Source organism: Caulobacter sp. GW822-FHT01G02 (genome assembly GCF_058802865.1).
The window spans coordinates 147784-163645 of sequence record NZ_JBXAON010000005.1 but is presented as its reverse complement, the minus strand read 5'-3'; the positions used below and the strand labels follow the sequence as shown (position 1 = coordinate 163645).

The 15862-nt window shown below is 67.6% G+C and carries 20 protein-coding genes; 4 read left to right on the top strand and 16 right to left on the bottom strand.

Annotated elements, in window-relative coordinates; genetic code table 11:
• Positions 1-5: 5 nt before the first annotated feature.
• The 9 genes from ybeY to AC1RNC_RS16095 form a co-directional block, all read right to left on the bottom strand.
• Positions 6-473 (bottom strand): rRNA maturation RNase YbeY, encoded by a 468-nt coding sequence (gene ybeY / locus AC1RNC_RS16135; RefSeq protein ID WP_492887609.1) that lies wholly within the window; start codon positions 471-473, stop codon positions 6-8.
• 36 nt (positions 474-509) lie between these two features.
• Entirely contained in the window at positions 510-1454 is a 945-nt protein-coding gene (locus AC1RNC_RS16130) for a PhoH family protein (protein WP_492887359.1), read from the bottom strand.
• Positions 1451-2818 (bottom strand): tRNA (N6-isopentenyl adenosine(37)-C2)-methylthiotransferase MiaB, encoded by a 1368-nt coding sequence (gene miaB / locus AC1RNC_RS16125; RefSeq protein WP_492887358.1) that lies wholly within the window; start codon positions 2816-2818, stop codon positions 1451-1453. Before miaB ends, AC1RNC_RS16130 begins: the two co-directional genes overlap by 4 nt.
• 63 nt (positions 2819-2881) lie before the next feature.
• Positions 2882-3289, bottom strand: a complete 408-nt coding sequence (locus AC1RNC_RS16120) for a Fur family transcriptional regulator (protein ID WP_125158899.1) — start codon at positions 3287-3289, stop codon at positions 2882-2884.
• 44 nt (positions 3290-3333) lie between these two features.
• On the bottom strand, positions 3334-3786 hold the full coding sequence (gene rimI, locus AC1RNC_RS16115) for a ribosomal protein S18-alanine N-acetyltransferase (RefSeq protein ID WP_492887357.1): 453 nt from the start codon (positions 3784-3786) through the stop codon (positions 3334-3336).
• Positions 3783-4424 (bottom strand): tRNA (adenosine(37)-N6)-threonylcarbamoyltransferase complex dimerization subunit type 1 TsaB, encoded by a 642-nt coding sequence (tsaB, locus tag AC1RNC_RS16110; RefSeq protein WP_492887356.1) that lies wholly within the window; start codon positions 4422-4424, stop codon positions 3783-3785. The genes rimI and tsaB overlap by 4 nt, the downstream gene beginning before the upstream one ends.
• A gap of 3 nt (positions 4425-4427) precedes the next feature.
• A complete protein-coding gene (locus tag AC1RNC_RS16105) occupies positions 4428-5081 on the bottom strand; it encodes a DUF1131 family protein (RefSeq protein WP_492887355.1) in 654 nt (217 codons plus the stop codon).
• Positions 5082-5237: 156 nt separating this feature from the next.
• Positions 5238-5825 carry a malonic semialdehyde reductase gene (locus AC1RNC_RS16100; protein ID WP_492838879.1) on the bottom strand — a complete coding sequence of 196 codons (588 nt, stop codon included), beginning with the start codon at positions 5823-5825 and terminating at the stop codon, positions 5238-5240.
• 79 nt (positions 5826-5904) lie between these two features.
• Entirely contained in the window at positions 5905-6504 is a 600-nt protein-coding gene (locus AC1RNC_RS16095; protein ID WP_492887354.1) for a NifU family protein, read from the bottom strand.
• A 146-nt stretch (positions 6505-6650) separates the two neighbouring features.
• On the opposite strand from AC1RNC_RS16095, the gene AC1RNC_RS16090 reads away from it, so the two are divergent.
• A complete protein-coding gene (locus tag AC1RNC_RS16090; RefSeq protein ID WP_492887353.1) occupies positions 6651-7919 on the top strand; it encodes a cytochrome P450 in 1269 nt (422 codons plus the stop codon).
• 129 nt (positions 7920-8048) lie between these two features.
• Here AC1RNC_RS16090 and AC1RNC_RS16085 read toward each other — a convergent pair whose 3' ends face one another.
• Positions 8049-8432, bottom strand: coding sequence for a hypothetical protein (locus tag AC1RNC_RS16085; RefSeq protein WP_492887352.1), 384 nt, complete (start codon positions 8430-8432; stop codon positions 8049-8051).
• 118 nt (positions 8433-8550) lie between these two features.
• Between AC1RNC_RS16085 and AC1RNC_RS16080 the strand changes: the two genes are divergently transcribed.
• On the top strand, positions 8551-8826 hold the full coding sequence (locus AC1RNC_RS16080; protein WP_492887351.1) for a hypothetical protein: 276 nt from the start codon (positions 8551-8553) through the stop codon (positions 8824-8826).
• 11 nt (positions 8827-8837) lie between these two features.
• Here the strand turns inward: AC1RNC_RS16080 and AC1RNC_RS16075 are convergent, their stop codons facing one another.
• The 3 genes from AC1RNC_RS16075 to ftsY form a co-directional block, all read right to left on the bottom strand.
• Positions 8838-9389: a MarR family winged helix-turn-helix transcriptional regulator gene (locus AC1RNC_RS16075; RefSeq protein WP_125158908.1), complete on the bottom strand. Its 552-nt coding sequence runs from the start codon at positions 9387-9389 to the stop codon at positions 8838-8840.
• Between the two features lie 106 nt (positions 9390-9495).
• Positions 9496-10107 (bottom strand): inner membrane-spanning protein YciB, encoded by a 612-nt coding sequence (locus AC1RNC_RS16070; RefSeq protein ID WP_492887350.1) that lies wholly within the window; start codon positions 10105-10107, stop codon positions 9496-9498.
• 3 nt (positions 10108-10110) lie between these two features.
• Entirely contained in the window at positions 10111-11052 is a 942-nt protein-coding gene (ftsY, locus tag AC1RNC_RS16065) for a signal recognition particle-docking protein FtsY (protein WP_492887349.1), read from the bottom strand.
• A 91-nt stretch (positions 11053-11143) separates the two neighbouring features.
• Here ftsY and AC1RNC_RS16060 point away from each other — a divergent pair, with 91 nt between their 5' ends.
• On the top strand, positions 11144-11788 hold the full coding sequence (locus AC1RNC_RS16060; protein WP_492887348.1) for a trimeric intracellular cation channel family protein: 645 nt from the start codon (positions 11144-11146) through the stop codon (positions 11786-11788).
• Positions 11789-11836: 48 nt separating this feature from the next.
• Here AC1RNC_RS16060 and AC1RNC_RS16055 read toward each other — a convergent pair whose 3' ends face one another.
• The 3 genes from AC1RNC_RS16055 to dapF all read right to left on the bottom strand — a co-directional run bounded on the left by AC1RNC_RS16055 (position 11837) and on the right by dapF (position 14995).
• Entirely contained in the window at positions 11837-12730 is an 894-nt protein-coding gene (locus AC1RNC_RS16055) for an endonuclease/exonuclease/phosphatase family protein (RefSeq protein WP_492887347.1), read from the bottom strand.
• Between the two features lie 74 nt (positions 12731-12804).
• Positions 12805-14136, bottom strand: coding sequence for a tRNA (N(6)-L-threonylcarbamoyladenosine(37)-C(2))-methylthiotransferase MtaB (mtaB, locus tag AC1RNC_RS16050; RefSeq protein WP_492887346.1), 1332 nt, complete (start codon positions 14134-14136; stop codon positions 12805-12807).
• A 4-nt stretch (positions 14137-14140) separates the two neighbouring features.
• On the bottom strand, positions 14141-14995 hold the full coding sequence (dapF, locus tag AC1RNC_RS16045; protein ID WP_492887345.1) for a diaminopimelate epimerase: 855 nt from the start codon (positions 14993-14995) through the stop codon (positions 14141-14143).
• Positions 14996-15026: 31 nt separating this feature from the next.
• Here dapF and AC1RNC_RS16040 point away from each other — a divergent pair, with 31 nt between their 5' ends.
• Positions 15027-15821, top strand: coding sequence for a potassium channel family protein (locus AC1RNC_RS16040; RefSeq protein ID WP_492887344.1), 795 nt, complete (start codon positions 15027-15029; stop codon positions 15819-15821).
• Positions 15822-15862 lie beyond the last annotated feature (41 nt).

The following is a 15862-nucleotide window of genomic DNA, read 5'->3' as shown; positions in this document are numbered from 1 at the left end:
CCCTGTCAGCGCCCCTCTTCATCACCGGCATAAGGATCCGGAACGTCCAGACCCGCCAGAATTTCGCGCTCGAACGACTCCATGGCCTCCGCCTCTTCGTCGTCCTCGTGGTCGTATCCTAGGAGATGAAGCACGCCATGCGCCACCAGATGTTGCAGGTGGTGGGCGAGAGGCTTGCCCTGCTCGGCCGCTTCACGGGCGCAGACGCCATAAGCCAGGGCGATGTCGCCGATCTGACCCTCGGGGTTGGCTTCCGGATTTTGCGGCGAGGGGAAGGACAGGACGTTGGTCGCGTAGTCCTTCTGGCGGAAGTCGCGGTTCAGGGCCTGGACGCTGTCGTCGTCGGTCAGCAGGATCACGATCCCCTGGCCTTCGATGTCCTCGTGCGCGTCCAGCACGGCCTGGGCCGCGCGCCAGACCAGAGCCTCGGTATCCGCCTCGGCCCGGGTCCAGGCCTCGTCTTCGATCTCGATGTCGACGGTGATGGTCATCTAAAGGGGCGTACTCACTTACCGGGGCGTGCTTTGGGCCGCGTCGGCGTCATAGGCCTTGACGATCCGCTCGACGAGCGGATGGCGGACGACGTCGGCCGAGGTGAAGCGCGACACCGACACGCCCTCGACCCCCTCCAAGATCGAGACGGCATGGGCCAGACCCGAATCCCGCGGGTTCAGAAGATCGACCTGGGTCGGATCGCCGGTCACCACCATGCGCGCGCCTTCGCCCAGGCGCGTCAGGACCATCTTCATCTGCAGGCGCGAACAGTTCTGGGCCTCGTCGACGATGACGAAGGCGTGCGCCAGCGTGCGGCCGCGCATGAAGGCGATCGGGGCGACCTCGATCTCCAGCTTTTCCCGACGCCGACGCAGCTGATCGGCCCCCATGATGTCGGTCAGGGCTTCCCAGACCGGGGCCATGTAGGGATCGACCTTCTCGTTCAGGTCGCCCGGCAGAAAGCCCAGCTTCTCGCCGGCCTCGACGGCGGGGCGGGTGACGATCAGACGATCGACCTCGCCGCGCATCAGCATGCCCGCCCCATGGGCCACGGCCAGGAAGGTCTTGCCGGTGCCGGCGGGACCGAGGCCAAAGCTCAGCGGATGGCTGGCCATGGCCTCCATGTAGCGGGCCTGGCCCTTGGTCTTGGGCGAGACATTACCCTTGCGCACCGCGCGGGGCGAGGCCTGGCCGCCAGTTTCGTGAGCCTGGCCAATGGCGATGCGCACGTCGGCCTCGACCACCTCCTCGCCGGCGTCGGCGCGGGCGGCCAGGCTCTGCAGCACCCGCTTGGCGCCGGTGCGGCCGCGCGCGTCGCCGGTGATGGTGACGCCGCCGCCCGGGGTCTCGATCAGCACCTTGAAGGCGTCTTCGATCAGGGCGGCGTGACGGCCGGACTGGCCGGTAACGGCGATGACGGCGTCGTCGGACAGCGGCAGGAACTCAGGGGTGCGGCTCAAGCGGTCTCCCAAATGGGCTGGATCGTGTCGGGATTGGCTTCCAGGACGCCGCCCAAGCTCATCTTGGCGGCGCTCTCGATGCGGACGGGCGCGATCGTCCCGATCAGGCTTTCGGGGCCCTCGGCGTGGACGGCCTGCAGATATGGGCTGCGCCCCACGATCTGGCCAGGGTGGCGGCCCGACTTCTCGAACAGCACCGGCATCACCTTGCCGACCTGGCTGGTGTTGAAGGCGCGCTGCTGCTCGTCCAGCAGCTGGTTCAGGCGCTCCAGGCGCTCGGCCTTGACCGCCTCGTCGACCTGGCCGGGCATCGCCGAGGCCGGCGTCCCCGGACGGCGCGAATACTTGAACGAGAAGGCGCTGGCGAAGCCGACCTCACGGACCAGCTCCAGGGTCTTGTCGAAATCGCCGTCGCGCTCGCCGGGGAAGCCGACGATGAAGTCGCCGCTCATGGCGATGTCCGGTCGCGCCGCGCGGATCTTCTCGATCAGCTTCACATAGCTCTCGGCCGTATGATCGCGGTTCATGGCCTTGAGAATCTTGTCCGAGCCCGCCTGCACGGGCAGGTGGAGGTAGGGCATCAGCTCGGGCAGCTCGCCGTGGGCCTCGATCAGATCATCGCCCATGTCCCGCGGGTGGCTGGTGGTGTAGCGGATACGGTCAAGGCCATCGATCCTGGCCAGCTGGCGAACCAGCTTGGCCAAGGAAGAGCCGTCGCCGTCATAGGCGTTGACGTTCTGGCCCAGCAGGGTGACTTCGCGCACGCCCTTTCCGGCCAATTGCTTGGCTTCCTCGACGATGTCGTTGACCGGCCGCGACCATTCGCCGCCGCGCGTATAGGGCACCACGCAGAAGGTGCAGAACTTGTCGCAGCCTTCCTGCACGGTGAGGAACGCGGTCACCCCCGTGACGTGGCGCTCGGCCGGCAGGGCGTCGAACTTCTCGTCGGCGGCGAAATCGGCGGCCAGGCGCTCGCCGGTCGCCCGGTGGGCGCGGGCGATCAGCTCGGGCAGCTGGTGATAGGCCTGCGGCCCCACCACCAGATCAACCGCCTTCTGCCTTTGCATGATCTGAACGCCCTCGGCCTGGGCGACACAACCGGCCACGGCGATGGTCATGCGACCGCCGCTCTCGGCCTTCCGATCCTTCATCTGTTTGATGTAGCCGAGCTCGGAATAGACCTTCTCGGTCGCCTTCTCGCGGATGTGGCAGGTGTTCAGCACCACCAGGTCCGCGCCTTCCGGGTCATCGACCACGCCATAGCCCAGCGGGCGCAGGACATCGGCCATGCGCTCGCTGTCGTAGACGTTCATCTGACAGCCGTAGGTCTTGATATAGAGGCGCTTTTGCGGGGTCTCGCTCATGGGCGAGGTTATGGGGTCACGCGGCCCCTGGCGCAAGTTCGCCAGGGCCACACCCTCGCCGGATCAATCCTCCAGCGGAACGCCGTAGAGCTCCAGCCGATGGTCGATCAGCTTGTAGCCCAGCTTGCGGGCGATGGCGTTCTGCAGGGCCTCGATCTCCTCGTCCACGAATTCGACGACCTTGCCGGTCTTCATGTCGATCAGGTGGTCGTGGTGGTGATCGGGCGTCTCTTCGTAGCGCGAGCGACCGTCACGGAAGTCGTGGCGCTCGATGATGCCGCTTTCCTCGAACAGGCGGACCGTACGGTAGACCGTGGCGATCGAGATGTGCGGATCGATGGCGTGGGCCCGGCGGTGCAGTTCCTCGACGTCCGGGTGGTCGTCGGCCGACGACAGCACGCGCGCGATCACGCGGCGCTGGTCCGTCATGCGCATGCCCTTTTCGATACAGGCCTTTTCGAGTCGATCCACGGCGGAACCTCCGTCTGAGTCGCGGCAAGATAGGCGGTCGGCCCTTAAGTGTTAAGCGCCCGCCGCATGACAAGAGCGTCCTTGGCCCCATCCGGGTGGGGATAATAGCCCTTGCGCAGGCCGACCTTGGCGAAACCGGTCGTCTGGTAGAGGGCGATGGCCGCCAGATTGTCCGTGGCGACCTCCAGGAACATCGCCTCGGCCCCCGTCTCGGCGGCGATTCCGGCGGCGATTTCCACCAGCGCCGCGCCCCAGCCACGGCGGCGGGCGGCCGGATCGACGGCGATGGTCAGGATCTCGGCCTCGCCGGCGATCGAGCGGCACAGGATGAAGCCCTTGGCCTCGGCCGGCTCACCGGCCTCGCCCAGAACGGCGAAGACGCCGGGGGATTTCAAAAGGTCGTCGAACTCCGGCGCCGTCCAGGGCCGGTCGAAGGCCTTGTCGTGGAGATCGGCGAGATCGAAAGCGGCCTCGGAGCCGACGGGACGCAGGTTCATGATTGGGCGGCCGGCAAGGTCGCATAGGGCGCGCGCAGATAGAGCGGCCGGGGCGAATGGCTCGGCGTGGGCTTGGCGGCGGCCAGGCCCGCGACGGCGACGGGATCCGGCGCGGCCGGGGCCAGCACGGTGACGCCGCTCAGCGTGTCGGCCAGCAGCGGCGCACCGGAACCGACCAGGGTCGCGGGACCGCCGGAATAGAGCTCGGCCAGGCGCGCGGCGGCCTCGCCAAGGCCCAGGGCGTCCGGCGCCATCAGCGAGACGCCGTCGGCGAAGACCTGGATATACACTTGGTTCATCCGCGCATCGATGACGGCGGCGACGAAGCCCTTGTGGCCGAACGCCAGGCTCTCCAGCGTGTTGACGCCGACACACGGGATCGACAGCGCCGTGGCCAGGCCCTTGGCGAAGGCCAGGCCCACGCGCAGTCCGGTGAACGAGCCGGGGCCGACCGTCACGCCGATGCGGGTGAGATCCGCGAAGGCCACGCCGGCCTCGGCGGCCGCCTCGCGCGCCAGGACGCCGATCCGCTCCTGATGGCCGCGGGTCATGGGCTCGCTTCGGGCGGCCAGCACGCGCTCGCCGTCCAGCACGGCGACCGAGCTGGCGCCGAGACAGGTGTCGATCGACAGGATCATGGATCAGCCGGCGCCGACGACCGCGCCTTCGGCCGGACGCCAGATGAACGCATTCAGCTGGCCCTTGGCCTTCAGGGTCGCCTCGGGCGGCACGGCCTTGCCGGTGTAGCCGGGGACGCCGAACACGTAGGAGACGTTCGGGGCCTCGGGACGGACGCAGATCGTCTGATTGATCTCGCGGCCTTCGCCGGCCCGGCACTGGTCGACGGTGAAGCCGAGGCCGGCCCACTTGGCCAGGAGCTGCTCATCCTTGGGGCCCCGCGCATCGCCGGCGTCGACCAGGACATAGGCGATCTCGGCCTCGTCGTTCTTGCCGATCTCGGCCAAGGGCGTGTTGTCCTGCTCGACGGTGATGATCGGCTGGGCCGGGCCTTCGCCGAAGTGCATGAAGGCCTGCTCGACCTTGGCCTTGGGGAACAGCACCTTCAACGTGGCCAGATCGAAGGCGACCGAGCTGTTGATCGGACCGACACCGTCGTTGCTGACTTTCAGCGGGCCGCCGGCATAGGGCGCGATGGCGACACGCACGGGGGCTTTCGCGCCAGTCTCGGCGGCGGGCGTCGCGCCAGGAGCGGGCTGAGTCTCGTCCTTCTTGGCCGGCCCGCAGGCGGCGAGCAGCACGAGCGGCAGGGCGAGGAGGGTGTGGCGGAGGGGCATAACCCTCTTCTAGCGAATGTTCGCAACACGCACAAAATGCTTGTCATCCCGGCCGCAGCAAAGCGGAGAACCGGGACCCAGGGGTAGCCGCACCGCGCCGGCTCCTGGGTCCCGGACAGCCTCTGCGAGGCTTCCGGGATGACAAGGCTGGGTGCGTTACAGAATCTTCGCCGCCTCGTCGAAGGCGAGACGCGGATTGCGCGGGAACAGGCCCTCGTCCGTGCCGTGGCCGATCGAGACGATGAAGTTGCTCTTGATGTTGGTGCCCGCGAAGAACTCGGCGTCGACGCCGGCGTTGTCGAAGCCGGACATCGGACCGGCGTCCAGACCAAGGGCTCTCGCGCCCAGGATCAGATAGCCGCCCTGCAGCGAGCTGTTGCGCAGCGCGCCCCACTCACGGGCCGTCATGTCGCTGAACCAGTCCTTGGCGCCCGGGGCGTGCGGAAACAGCTTCGGCAGGGTTTCCGGGAAATCGAGGTCGTAGCCGACGATCACCGTCACCGGCGCCTGCAGGATCTTCGGCGCGTTCGAGCCCGACGCGAGCTTGGCCAGGCGCTCCTTGGCTTCCGGCGAGGTCAGGAAATAGAAGCGGGCCGGGCTGGCGTTGGCGGCCGTCGGGCCGAACTTCACCAGTTCGTACAGCGCGTGCAGCGTCTCTTCCGGCAGGGGGGTCGGGTCCCAGCCGTTGCGGGTGCGGGCTTCGGTGAACAGCTGGGCGAGCGCGCCGTCTTCGAGCTTGGCCATGATCAATCCTTCGGGAGGCTATCTGTAACTCTATGGGTTACGATATAGCCGCCCGCGCGACGGGATCAACCCTTCGCGCTCAGAGCGTCTGCTCGACCCGGGTCACTTCCGGCACATAGTGCTTGAGCATGTTCTCGACGCCGGCCTTCAGGGTCGCCGACGAGGACGGGCAACCCGAGCAGGCGCCGCGCATGTGCAGCCAGACCACGCCGGTCTGCGGCTCGAAGCGCGAGAAGACGATGTCGCCGCCGTCCTGGGCCACGGCGGGACGGATGCGGGTGTCGAGCAGTTCCTTGATCTCGGCGACGATCTGCGAGGTCTCCTCGTCATAGACGCCGTCCTCGTCGTGGCCGCCACCCCCATTGGCGCTGGCGCTCTGGTCGAGCAGGACCGGCCGACCGCTGGTGAAGTGGTCCATGATGGCCGCCAGGATCGGCGCCTTCAGGTGCGGCCACTGGGCGTCCTCGCCCTTGGTCACGGTCAGGAAATCGGGACCGAAGAACACCCGCGTCACGTCGCCCAGGTCGAACAAGGCCTTGGCCAACGGCGAGGCGTCGCCCTCTTCCGGGGTGCGGAATTCTCGCGCGCCCCCGCCCGAAGTATTTGAGCCCAGCACTTCGCGGCCGGGCAGGAACTTCAGGACCTCGGGGTTCGGGGTGGTTTCGGTCTGAATGAACATGACTCTGAAATGGACCTCGCGAGGTCGTGACGCAAGACCGGCCGCCGCGTTCACAAGACCGTAGACCGGCGAATTTTAAAAGTGACACAGGCGTCATTTTCTGGCGGTATGGCGGAATAACAATGGTCCGCGGGAGGATCCTGAAGATGAGCGATGGTTCGGTTGACCTGAAGGAAGCCGCGCGGGCTGAAGCCTACGCGATGCCCCTGGAAGACATCCACGTGGCCAGCCCGGCCCTGTTCCAGGCCGACGCCATGTGGCCCTATTTCGAGCGGCTGCGGAAGGAGGACCCCGTCCACTATTCCAAGGGCGACGAGGAGACCGGCCCCTACTGGTCGATCACCCGCTACAACGACATCATGACCGTCGACACGACCCATCAGGTCTTCTCGTCGGACGCGCACCTGGGCGGCATCACCATCCGCGACTTCGACGAGGACTTCGTCCTGCCGATGTTCATCGCCATGGACCAGCCCAAGCACGACATCCAGCGCAAGACGGTCAGCCCGATCGTCTCGCCGCAGAACCTGGGCCGGCTGGAAGGCGTCATCCGCGAACGGGTCTGCCAGATCCTCGACAACCTGCCGATCGACGAGCCGTTCGACTGGGTCGACAAGGTCTCGATCGAGCTGACCACCCAGATGCTGGCCACTCTGTTCGACTTCCCCTGGGAAGAGCGCCGCAAGCTGACCCGCTGGTCGGACGTGGCCACCGCCTCGCCCGAGAGCGGCATCGTCGAGAGCGAGGACGCCCGCCGCGCCGAGCTGCTGGAGTGCCTGGGCTATTTCACCAATCTGTGGAACGAGCGGGTCAACCAGACCGAGCCGGGCAACGACCTGATCTCGATGCTAGCCCACGGCGAGGCCACCCGCGACATGCCGCCGATGGAGTATCTGGGCAACGTCATCCTGTTGATCGTCGGCGGCAACGACACGACTCGCAACTCGCTGACCGGCGGCCTCTACGCCCTGTCCAAGAATCCGCAGGAAGAGGCCAAGCTGCGCGCCGACCCCAGCCTGATCCCGAACATGGTCTCGGAGATCATCCGCTGGCAGACCCCGCTCGCCCACATGCGCCGCACGGCGCTGGAGGACTACGAGCTGGGCGGCAAGACCATCAAGAAGGGCGACAAGGTCGTCATGTGGTACGTCTCGGGCAACCGCGACGACACGGTGATCGAGAACGCCGACGCCTTCATCATCGACCGGCCCGGCGCCCGCCGCCACCTGTCGTTCGGCTTCGGCATCCACCGCTGCGTCGGCAATCGCCTGGCCGAGATGCAGCTGAAGATCGTCTGGGAAGAGATCCTCAAGCGCTTCCCCCGGATCGAGGTGCTGGAAGAGCCCAAGCGAGTCTATTCGACCTTCGTGAAGGGCTACGAGCGGATGATGGTGCGGATCCCGGAGCGGCTTTAGCAGGCCGCCGCGCACCTAAGGCCTGTCCCGTTTAGCGGAACTGCCTAACGGGACAAAAGGCTATAGAATCAAATATTTATATCCCTTTAGTTTTAGGTGACGCCACCTGAAGCTAAAGGGCTCCAGGCGCTATTTCACGCAGGTTTTGGGCGACACGGCCTGACGCTCCAGGCCCGCCAGCATGGCCAGCGCCTCGGCCTTGGCGACCGGATGCAAGGCGCCGCGCCCCTCCGCGACCTGGTAGTCGCAATCGAGAAGCTCGAATGGCGGCTTCTCGTCGGTCGCATGCCGCTCCACCAGCATCCGGTCGGCGGAGGTCCAGACCGAACTCACGTCGGTCACCAGGGTCTGGCGGTCAGGCGACCGGATCCAGGTCTCGCCCTTGCCGCCGACCGAGACCTGGTAGCCGTTCGGCAGGACCTGCCTGCTCGGCATCATCGAGCCGACCATCGAGGCGATGAACAGCCCGACCGCGACCAGGACGATCAGGAAGATTATCTTCTGCCGGCTCACGGGGTCTCCAGACGTCAAGTCTCGCGCGCGGGTGCGCTCTCAGGTCGCGGAGCTATCGCGTTAACGCGGCGTTGACCATACTCGCCGAACCTCCGTTAACCATGTTACAGTTCGCGTCATGAGCAACGTTCGCCCGGCCGGCTGGCCGTCCGTCCCGTCGAAGCCCGCTTCCGCCCCCGCTACGGGTCCGGCCGCTCAGACGCGCGCGGCCTTCTTCCAGCAGGCCCTGGGCGACGCGGCCCCGACCCGTCCGGCCATCGCGCCGTCGACCGTGCAAATGCAGACCATGGCCCAGCCGCAACAGCGCCAGGCGCCGCAGAAGCCGTTCGTGCAGCCGGACGCCCAGCCCACGAGGATCCTGCGCCCCGGCTCGCTGCTGAATATCGTGGTCTAGCCCAGAGAGGCTCAGGCCGCCTTCTTCGCGGCCTTGTCCTTCTTGGGCTTCTTGTCCTTCTTGGGTTTTTCGGCCTTCGGCTTCTTGGCCTTGGGCTCCGGTTCGGCCGGGTGCAGCTCGGCGCCGGCCATGTCGGACAGCAGGTCGAGGAAGCCCTCGCGCTTGCCGGGCTTCAGCAGGGCCAGGATGCGGGCGTCGGCCATGCCGACCATCGGACGGATGGCCTCCAGGGCCTCGCGGCCGGCGTCAGTCAGGCGGACGCTGTTGGCGCGAGCGTCCTCGCTGGAGCGCTGGCGCTCCAGGTGGCCCTTGGTGATCATGCGGGCGACCATGTCGGCCAGGGTCGAGCGGTCGATGCCGGTGGCGCGGACCAGGGCCGTCTGGGTGACGCCCTCGTTCTCGGCCACGGCGGCCAGCACGGCGAACTGGCGCTGGGTGACCCCCGCCTCGCCGCACTCCTCGGCGTAGATGTCGAGCGCCAGTTGCAGGACCCGGTGAAGCAGGTGGCTGGGCGAGCGCTCCAGGAGACCCCCGACCGTCTTTTCGCCCTTGCTCTTGGCCATGCTCGCGCCCCCGTTTCCGCAGGCCGTGCTCGGCCGACGGACGAACGGTAGCACCTTTACACGTCGATTTGACGACAACGGTCCGTGGACGGTGGAAACGGCGCCTCTAGAAACCGGCGTCCGGCGGCTCGACCGCCGCCGGCTCGTCGCCCTTGGCCATGTGTTTCATCATGAACGGCACCTGGGTGGCGACGAACACAAGCGCCAAAGGCAAGAGACCGAGGCGGAACTTCACCCAGGTTTCAGTGTCCTGAGTGTTGCGGACGATCTCGTTCAACAGAGCCACGACGCCGAAATAGCCGCCGTAGCGCAGGGTCAGGGTGCGCCAGGCCGCGTCGGACAGGTGCAGGGCCTCGCCCATGATCAGCTTCAGCGGCTGGCGGCCGGTGAAGACGCCGCCGAACAGGAAGCCGGCCAGGGCCAGGTTGATCACCGTGACCTTGATCTTCACGAACACGTCGGAATGGAAGATCAGGCCCAGCGCGCCGAAAATCAGCGCCATGCCGCCGAAGAACAGCGGCAGCAGGGCCAGGCGCCGTTCGACCGCGAAGCCGACGGCCAGGGCCGCGGCCGAGGCGGCGACCAGCACCCAGGTCGCCTTCTGGAAATCCTTGGTGACGAAATAGGCGACGCCGAAGGCGATGGCCGCGCCGTAGTCGACGACCGTCCGGACCCAGCCGTTGCTCTTCTTCGGAGTCTCTGCGGACGCTTCGCTCACGGATCAGTCCTTCAGGCCGACGAGGGAGCGCGAAAAGGCGCGGGCGTCGAACGGTTGCAGGTCTTCCACGCCCTCGCCGACGCCGATCAGCTTGATCGGGCTGTCGGAGGCGCGCGCCACCGGCACCAGCACCCCGCCGCGCGCGGTGCCGTCCAGCTTGGTCATGACAATCCCGGACACGCCGACCTGGTTGCCGAAGATCTTCTCCTGGGCCAGGGCGTTGCGGCCGACCGTGGCGTCCAGCACCAGCAGGGTCTCGTGCGGATAGTCGGGATCGACCTTCTTCACGACACGGATGACCTTGAGCAGCTCGTCCATCAGGCCCTGCTTGTTCTGCAGGCGGCCGGCCGTGTCGATCAGCACGACGTCGTAGTGCTCGGCCTTGGCCCGCTCGACGGCCTCATAGGCCAGGGCGGCGGCGTCGGAGCCGGTGGGCTTGGACATGAAGTCGGCCCCGGCCCGATCGGCCCAGACCTTAAGTTGCTCGACGGCGGCGGCGCGGAAGGTGTCGCCGGCGGCGATCAGGACGCGGGCGCCCTTCTCGGTCAGGTCGGCGGCGATCTTGCCCAGGGTGGTGGTCTTGCCCGAACCATTGACGCCGATGAACAGCACCACATAGGGGCGCGGACCGCTCAGCGGGTCGAAGTCGCCCTGCCGATCGGCCAGTTCGGCGGCGATCAACTCGGCCAGGGCCTCCTTGACCTCGTCGTCGGTCGACGACTTGCCGAAGCGCGCCTTGCCGAAGGCTTCGGTGATGCGGGCGGCGATCTGCGGACCGAGATCGGCCTCGATCAGCATCTCTTCCAGCGCGTCCAGCTGTTCCTGGTCCAAGGGCTTCTTGGTGAAGACCCCGGTGACCTGGTCCGTCATCTGCTGGGACGACCGGGTCAGGCCGGAGGTCAGGCGCTGGAACCAGCCTTTTTTCTGTTCGGGCTTCTCGCTCATCCGCGCTCCTTTAGGGGAACGGGCGAAAGTGTAAATCGGAGATTACCGGCGCGAGGTTAGCGCGGTCGCGCGACGCGTGCGAAGAAAGGGCATGGACTTGCAACTTGACCCACTGGGCGCGGCGCTTTTCTGGCTCGACTACGCCGCCGTGGCCGTTTTCGGGGCAACGGGCGCCCTCGCGGCCGCCCGACGCAAGCATGACATCATCACCTTCGGATTCTTCGCCGCCATCACCGGCGTGGGCGGCGGCACCCTGCGCGACCTGCTGATCGGCGCGCCGGTCTTCTGGGTGCAGCGGCCGGGCTACATCATCGCCTGCCTGGCCGCCGCCACGGTGGTCTGGCTGCTGGGCAAACGCGGATGGCGGTTCCGCGCCCTCCTCTGGCTCGACGCCCTGGGCATGGCCGCCTACGCCGTGGTCGGCACCGCCAAGGCCCTGGGCCTGGGCGTCCACCCGTTCAGCGCCGTGGTCATGGGCGTGCTGACCACCGCCTTCGGCGGCGTGATCCGCGACGTCCTGGCCGAGGAGCCGAACCTGCTGCTACGCCGCGAGATCTACATCACCGCGGCGCTGCTGGGGGCGAGCGTCTTCGCGGTCCTGAAACTGCTGGGCGCGCCGTTCTGGCCGGCGGGCGTCACGGGGTTCGTCGCCGCGTTCGGGTTGCGGGCCTGCGCGATCAAGTTCGGCTGGAGCCTGCCAGGCTTCGCGGGAGAAGAAGAGGCCCACGACGCCTGACCTCTGGCGGCCTCGACCGCCTTGAGCAAGACCTGAAGCAGGATGTCCCTACCTCTTCGGAGTCAGCCTGAAGGTGACCTTGTAGCCGTTGTGATCGGACAGCACCGGCTCGTCCGCGCCATCGAAGGTGGCCTCGACCGCCCTGGGGGTGACCTCGACCGCATCGCCGCCCAGAAAGCCGATCAGGTCCTGGGTGTTCAGCCACGGCGCCTCGCCCGTGTAGGAGATCTGGGTGTCGCAGGCGCCCGGGTTCTCGTGACACCACCGGCTGACCACCATGAACGGGTAGTCGCTCATCATCTTGTCGAAGCGATCGGGCGAGCGGCGGACATTGAAGTCGCCGCCGACGATCAGTGGCGCGCCGGGCGTGCGGCTGGCCGACAGGAAACGGCCCAGCTCCTGGGTCTGCAGGGCGTGGGCCTCGTTGTAGCGCTTGCGCGGCACCTTCGAAGCCCCGTGCGAATTCATGTGGGTGTCGGCGATCTCGACCGAGGTCGGCAGGCCGGCGACCTGGATCGAGACCAGCATCACCCCCTTGTTGGCCAGGCAGTCCAGGCCCGCGCAGTAACGGTAGGCGTGCGACTTGACCCAGTCGATCGGATGGTTGGACAGCACCCACAGGCCGCTGGAGCCCCACTTGCCCCAGCCCTCGCCCTGGCGGCGATACTTCACGCGCCGGTAGTCGGTCTTCTCGCTCTTCAGGTAGTTTTCGTCGCGCTGGCCTTTGCGCGGCCCCCGCGCGACGTACGGATAGCCGCTCTCGTCGATCAGATCCCAGGTCTCGTCGCGAAAGCCCTCCTGGATCAGGACGACGTCCGGCTCCTTGCCCTTGGCGCGCATGGCGGCCAGCTCGTGGCCGATCTGCTTCAGCGCCGTCCCGCGACCCTTGCGGACCAGCGAGGGCAGGCCCTCGACATTGTAGGTCATGACGCTGAGCGTCACCGGCTTGGGCTCGTCGGCGCGCGCCGGCGCGGCCGTCAGCAGGCAAAGCGCCAGAAGGGCCCAGGCCGACCGGATCAGTTTGCACGCTCCGCGATGACGTGAGCCCCGTCATGACCGGTGATCGTGAAGGTTACAATCTCGCCCAGCGGCGCGGCGCCGGTGAAGCGGATCTCGGTGAAGTCGTCGGCGCGGGCGACGCCTTCCCGTTCGACCAAGCCCGGCAGGGTGCGGCCGATCTGGCGTTGCAGGTGGCGCTCCAGGCCGCGCTGGCCGGCTTCGCGCAGGCGCTTGGCGCGCGCCTTGATCAGCGGGCCCTTCACCGGCGGCATCCGCGCGGCCGGGGTGCCGGGGCGGGCGCTGTAGGGGAAGACGTGCAGGAAGGCCAGACCCGCCTCCTCGACCAAGTCCAGCGTGTTCTGGAACGCCTCTTCGGTCTCGGTGGGAAAGCCGGCGATCAGGTCGGCGCCGAAGGCGGTGTCGGGACGCACGCGGCGCACCTCGGCCACCAGCTTCAGCGCGTCCTCGCGGCTGTGGCGGCGCTTCATGCGCTTGAGGATCATATTGTCGCCCGCCTGCAAGCTGAGGTGCAGGTACGGCATCAGACGCGGCTCGGTCTCGAGCAGCTTGAACAGGTCCGGATCGATCTCGGCCGCGTCGATCGACGAGAGCCGCAGCCTGGGCAGGTCCGGGACCATGCGCAGGATGCGGCCGACCAGCTGGCCCAGGGTCGGCTGGCCCGGCAGATCCGCGCCCCACGAGGTGACGTCGACGCCGGTCAGCACCACCTCGCGATAGCCCTCGGCCGCCAGCTTGCGGACCTGCTCGACGACCTCGCCGGCCGGCGCCGAGCGTGAATTGCCGCGACCGTAGGGGATGATGCAGAAGGTGCAGCGGTGGTCGCAGCCGTTCTGGACCTCGACATAGGCCCGGGCGCGATCCTTGAGGCCGTCGATCAGGTGACCGGCGGTCTCCTTGACCGACATGATGTCGTTGACCCGCACGCGGGCGGTCGTGTCCGTCATCGCGCCCGGCGCGGCCTTTTCGGCGTTGCCTAGCACCAGATCGACCTCGGGCATGGCGGCGAAGGCGGCCGGATCGACCTGGGCGGCGCAGCCGGTGACGATGATCCGCGCGTCCGGCCGCTCGCGGCGCGCCTTGCGGATCGCCTGGCGGGCCTGGCGCACGGCCTCGTTGGTCACGGCGCAGGTGTTGAACACCACCGCGTCGGACAGACCGTCGGCGGCGGCGCGGGCTCGCATGGCCTCGCTCTCATAGGCGTTCAGGCGGCAGCCGAAGGTGACGACGTCGACGCCGTCCGGGCCCGACATGGTCGTGGCCGGACCGCCCTCCTCGCCCGCTTCCGGCCTGGGCTTCGGCGTCGCATTGATAACGGTGTAGCTGGCCATGACCTCAGGCCGCGACCGTCTCCGGCAGCTTGCCGGCATATTCCATGGTGATCGGGCCGGTCATGATCACGTGACCGTCACTCTCGCGCCATTCGATGACCAGCGAGCCGGTCTCGAACTGGACGCGCGCCTTGCGGTCGGTCAGGCCGCGACGCACGGCGGCGACCTGGGCCGCGCAGGCGCCGGTGCCGCAGGCTGCGGTCAGGCCCGCGCCGCGCTCCCAGACCTTAAGCTGGATGTGATCGCGAGCGGCGATGTGAGCGAAGCCGACATTGACGCCTTCCGGGAACAGCGGGTGATGCTCGACCAGCGAGCCGGTTCCCGTGGCGAAGGCGTCGCTGACCGGGGCGTCGACGAAGAACACCACGTGCGGATTGCCCATCGAGACGCAGACCGGCGTATGCACCAGCGGCGCGTCGATCGGACCGACCTGCAGCTCGACCCGCTCGGTGTTCATCTCTTCGGACAGCGGGATCTGGGTCCAGTCCAGGCCCGGGACCCCCATGTCGACCGTCACCAGCTTCTCGCCGGCCGCGACGCCCGACAGGCGGCCCGCGACGGTGTCGAACGCCACGGCGTCCTTGCCGGACGACTGCATCAGGAGCCACGCCACGCAGCGGGTGCCGTTGCCGCAGGCGCCGGTCTCCTCGCCATCCGAATTCCAGAAGCGCACATAGGCCGACGCGCCCTCCGCCTTCGGCGGATCGATGGCGATGACCTGATCGCAGCCCACGCCGCCGTCCCCGCGTTTGGCGATCGCGCGGATCTCCTCGGGGGTCGGATCAAAGGACTGGGTCTGGGTCTCGATGACGACGAAGTCGTTGCCCAGCCCGTTCATCTTCAGGAAGGTGCGGCTCATAGCCGGGCTATATAGTGGAAAGCAGAGCGAAATGCACCGCGACGAACAGGACCACGCCGGCCTTCGCCTGCGCGCCCGATTGCGGGCCCTCTATCACGGCGCCTCGCCGACGGCGGTGCGGTTCCGCTACGGGATCATCCTGATCGACCTGGCGATCATCGCCTTCTTCATCGCCGCCCCGCTGATGGAGCGGCACGGCCTGACCTTCTATCTGATCGACTACGGGGTGGCGGCGTTCCTGGCCCTAGACCTGAGCGCCCGCGCCGTGGCGCACGGGGACATCAAGTCCTGGCTCAGGAAGCCCATCGTCTGGCTGGACCTGTTCGTGCTGGGCACCCTGCTGTTTCCCGCCTGGCTGTTCAACTTCGGCTTCCTGCGGGTGCTGCGCCTGTGGACCCTGATCCACAGCGAGTTCTTCTGGCGCACGGTCGGACGGCGCTATGACGACACGCGGATCGAGGACATCACCCGGGCGGCCAGCTCGCTGGTCACCTTCGTCTTCGTGGTCACGGGCTTCGTCTATACGAGCTTCGCCGGCCGCCACGAGGGCATCGCCGGCTATGTCGACGCGCTCTATTTCACCGTCACCAGCCTGACGACCACCGGCTATGGCGACGTCACCCTGCCGGGCGTGTGGGGCAAGCTCTTGTCCATGGCGGTGATGCTGGGCGGCGTGTCGCTGTTCATCGGCCTGATCCAGTCGATCCTGCGGCCGCACAAGGTCGTCTATCAGTGCCACGCCTGCGGCCTGCGCCGGCACGATCCGGACGCCGTCCACTGCAAGGCCTGCGGCGTCCTGCTGAACATTCCGGACGATGGGGCGTGATCGGCTCGGCCTAGCTCTGGCGCGGGGGAAATTTTCCGATA

What these genes read in the sequence shown, in the direction of transcription:
- AC1RNC_RS16105 (WP_492887355.1), bottom strand. Translation starts at nt 5,081, where the DNA reads ATGCCCCTCCGCCACACCCTCCTCGCCCTGCCGCTCGTGCTGCTCGCC.
- AC1RNC_RS16100 (WP_492838879.1), bottom strand. Translation starts at nt 5,825, where the DNA reads ATGGCCAAGCTCGAAGACGGCGCGCTCGCCCAGCTGTTCACCGAAGCC.
- rimI (WP_492887357.1), bottom strand. Translation starts at nt 3,786, where the DNA reads ATGAACCTGCGTCCCGTCGGCTCCGAGGCCGCTTTCGATCTCGCCGAT.
- tsaB (WP_492887356.1), bottom strand. Translation starts at nt 4,424, where the DNA reads ATGATCCTGTCGATCGACACCTGTCTCGGCGCCAGCTCGGTCGCCGTG.
- AC1RNC_RS16095 (WP_492887354.1), bottom strand. Translation starts at nt 6,504, where the DNA reads ATGTTCATTCAGACCGAAACCACCCCGAACCCCGAGGTCCTGAAGTTC.
- ftsY (WP_492887349.1), bottom strand. Translation starts at nt 11,052, where the DNA reads ATGAGCGAGAAGCCCGAACAGAAAAAAGGCTGGTTCCAGCGCCTGACC.
- AC1RNC_RS16060 (WP_492887348.1), top strand. Translation starts at nt 11,144, where the DNA reads ATGGACTTGCAACTTGACCCACTGGGCGCGGCGCTTTTCTGGCTCGAC.
- AC1RNC_RS16080 (WP_492887351.1), top strand. Translation starts at nt 8,551, where the DNA reads ATGAGCAACGTTCGCCCGGCCGGCTGGCCGTCCGTCCCGTCGAAGCCC.
- AC1RNC_RS16040 (WP_492887344.1), top strand. Translation starts at nt 15,027, where the DNA reads ATGCACCGCGACGAACAGGACCACGCCGGCCTTCGCCTGCGCGCCCGA.
- dapF (WP_492887345.1), bottom strand. Translation starts at nt 14,995, where the DNA reads ATGAGCCGCACCTTCCTGAAGATGAACGGGCTGGGCAACGACTTCGTC.
- AC1RNC_RS16090 (WP_492887353.1), top strand. Translation starts at nt 6,651, where the DNA reads ATGAGCGATGGTTCGGTTGACCTGAAGGAAGCCGCGCGGGCTGAAGCC.
- mtaB (WP_492887346.1), bottom strand. Translation starts at nt 14,136, where the DNA reads ATGGCCAGCTACACCGTTATCAATGCGACGCCGAAGCCCAGGCCGGAA.
- miaB (WP_492887358.1), bottom strand. Translation starts at nt 2,818, where the DNA reads ATGAGCGAGACCCCGCAAAAGCGCCTCTATATCAAGACCTACGGCTGT.
- AC1RNC_RS16075 (WP_125158908.1), bottom strand. Translation starts at nt 9,389, where the DNA reads ATGGCCAAGAGCAAGGGCGAAAAGACGGTCGGGGGTCTCCTGGAGCGC.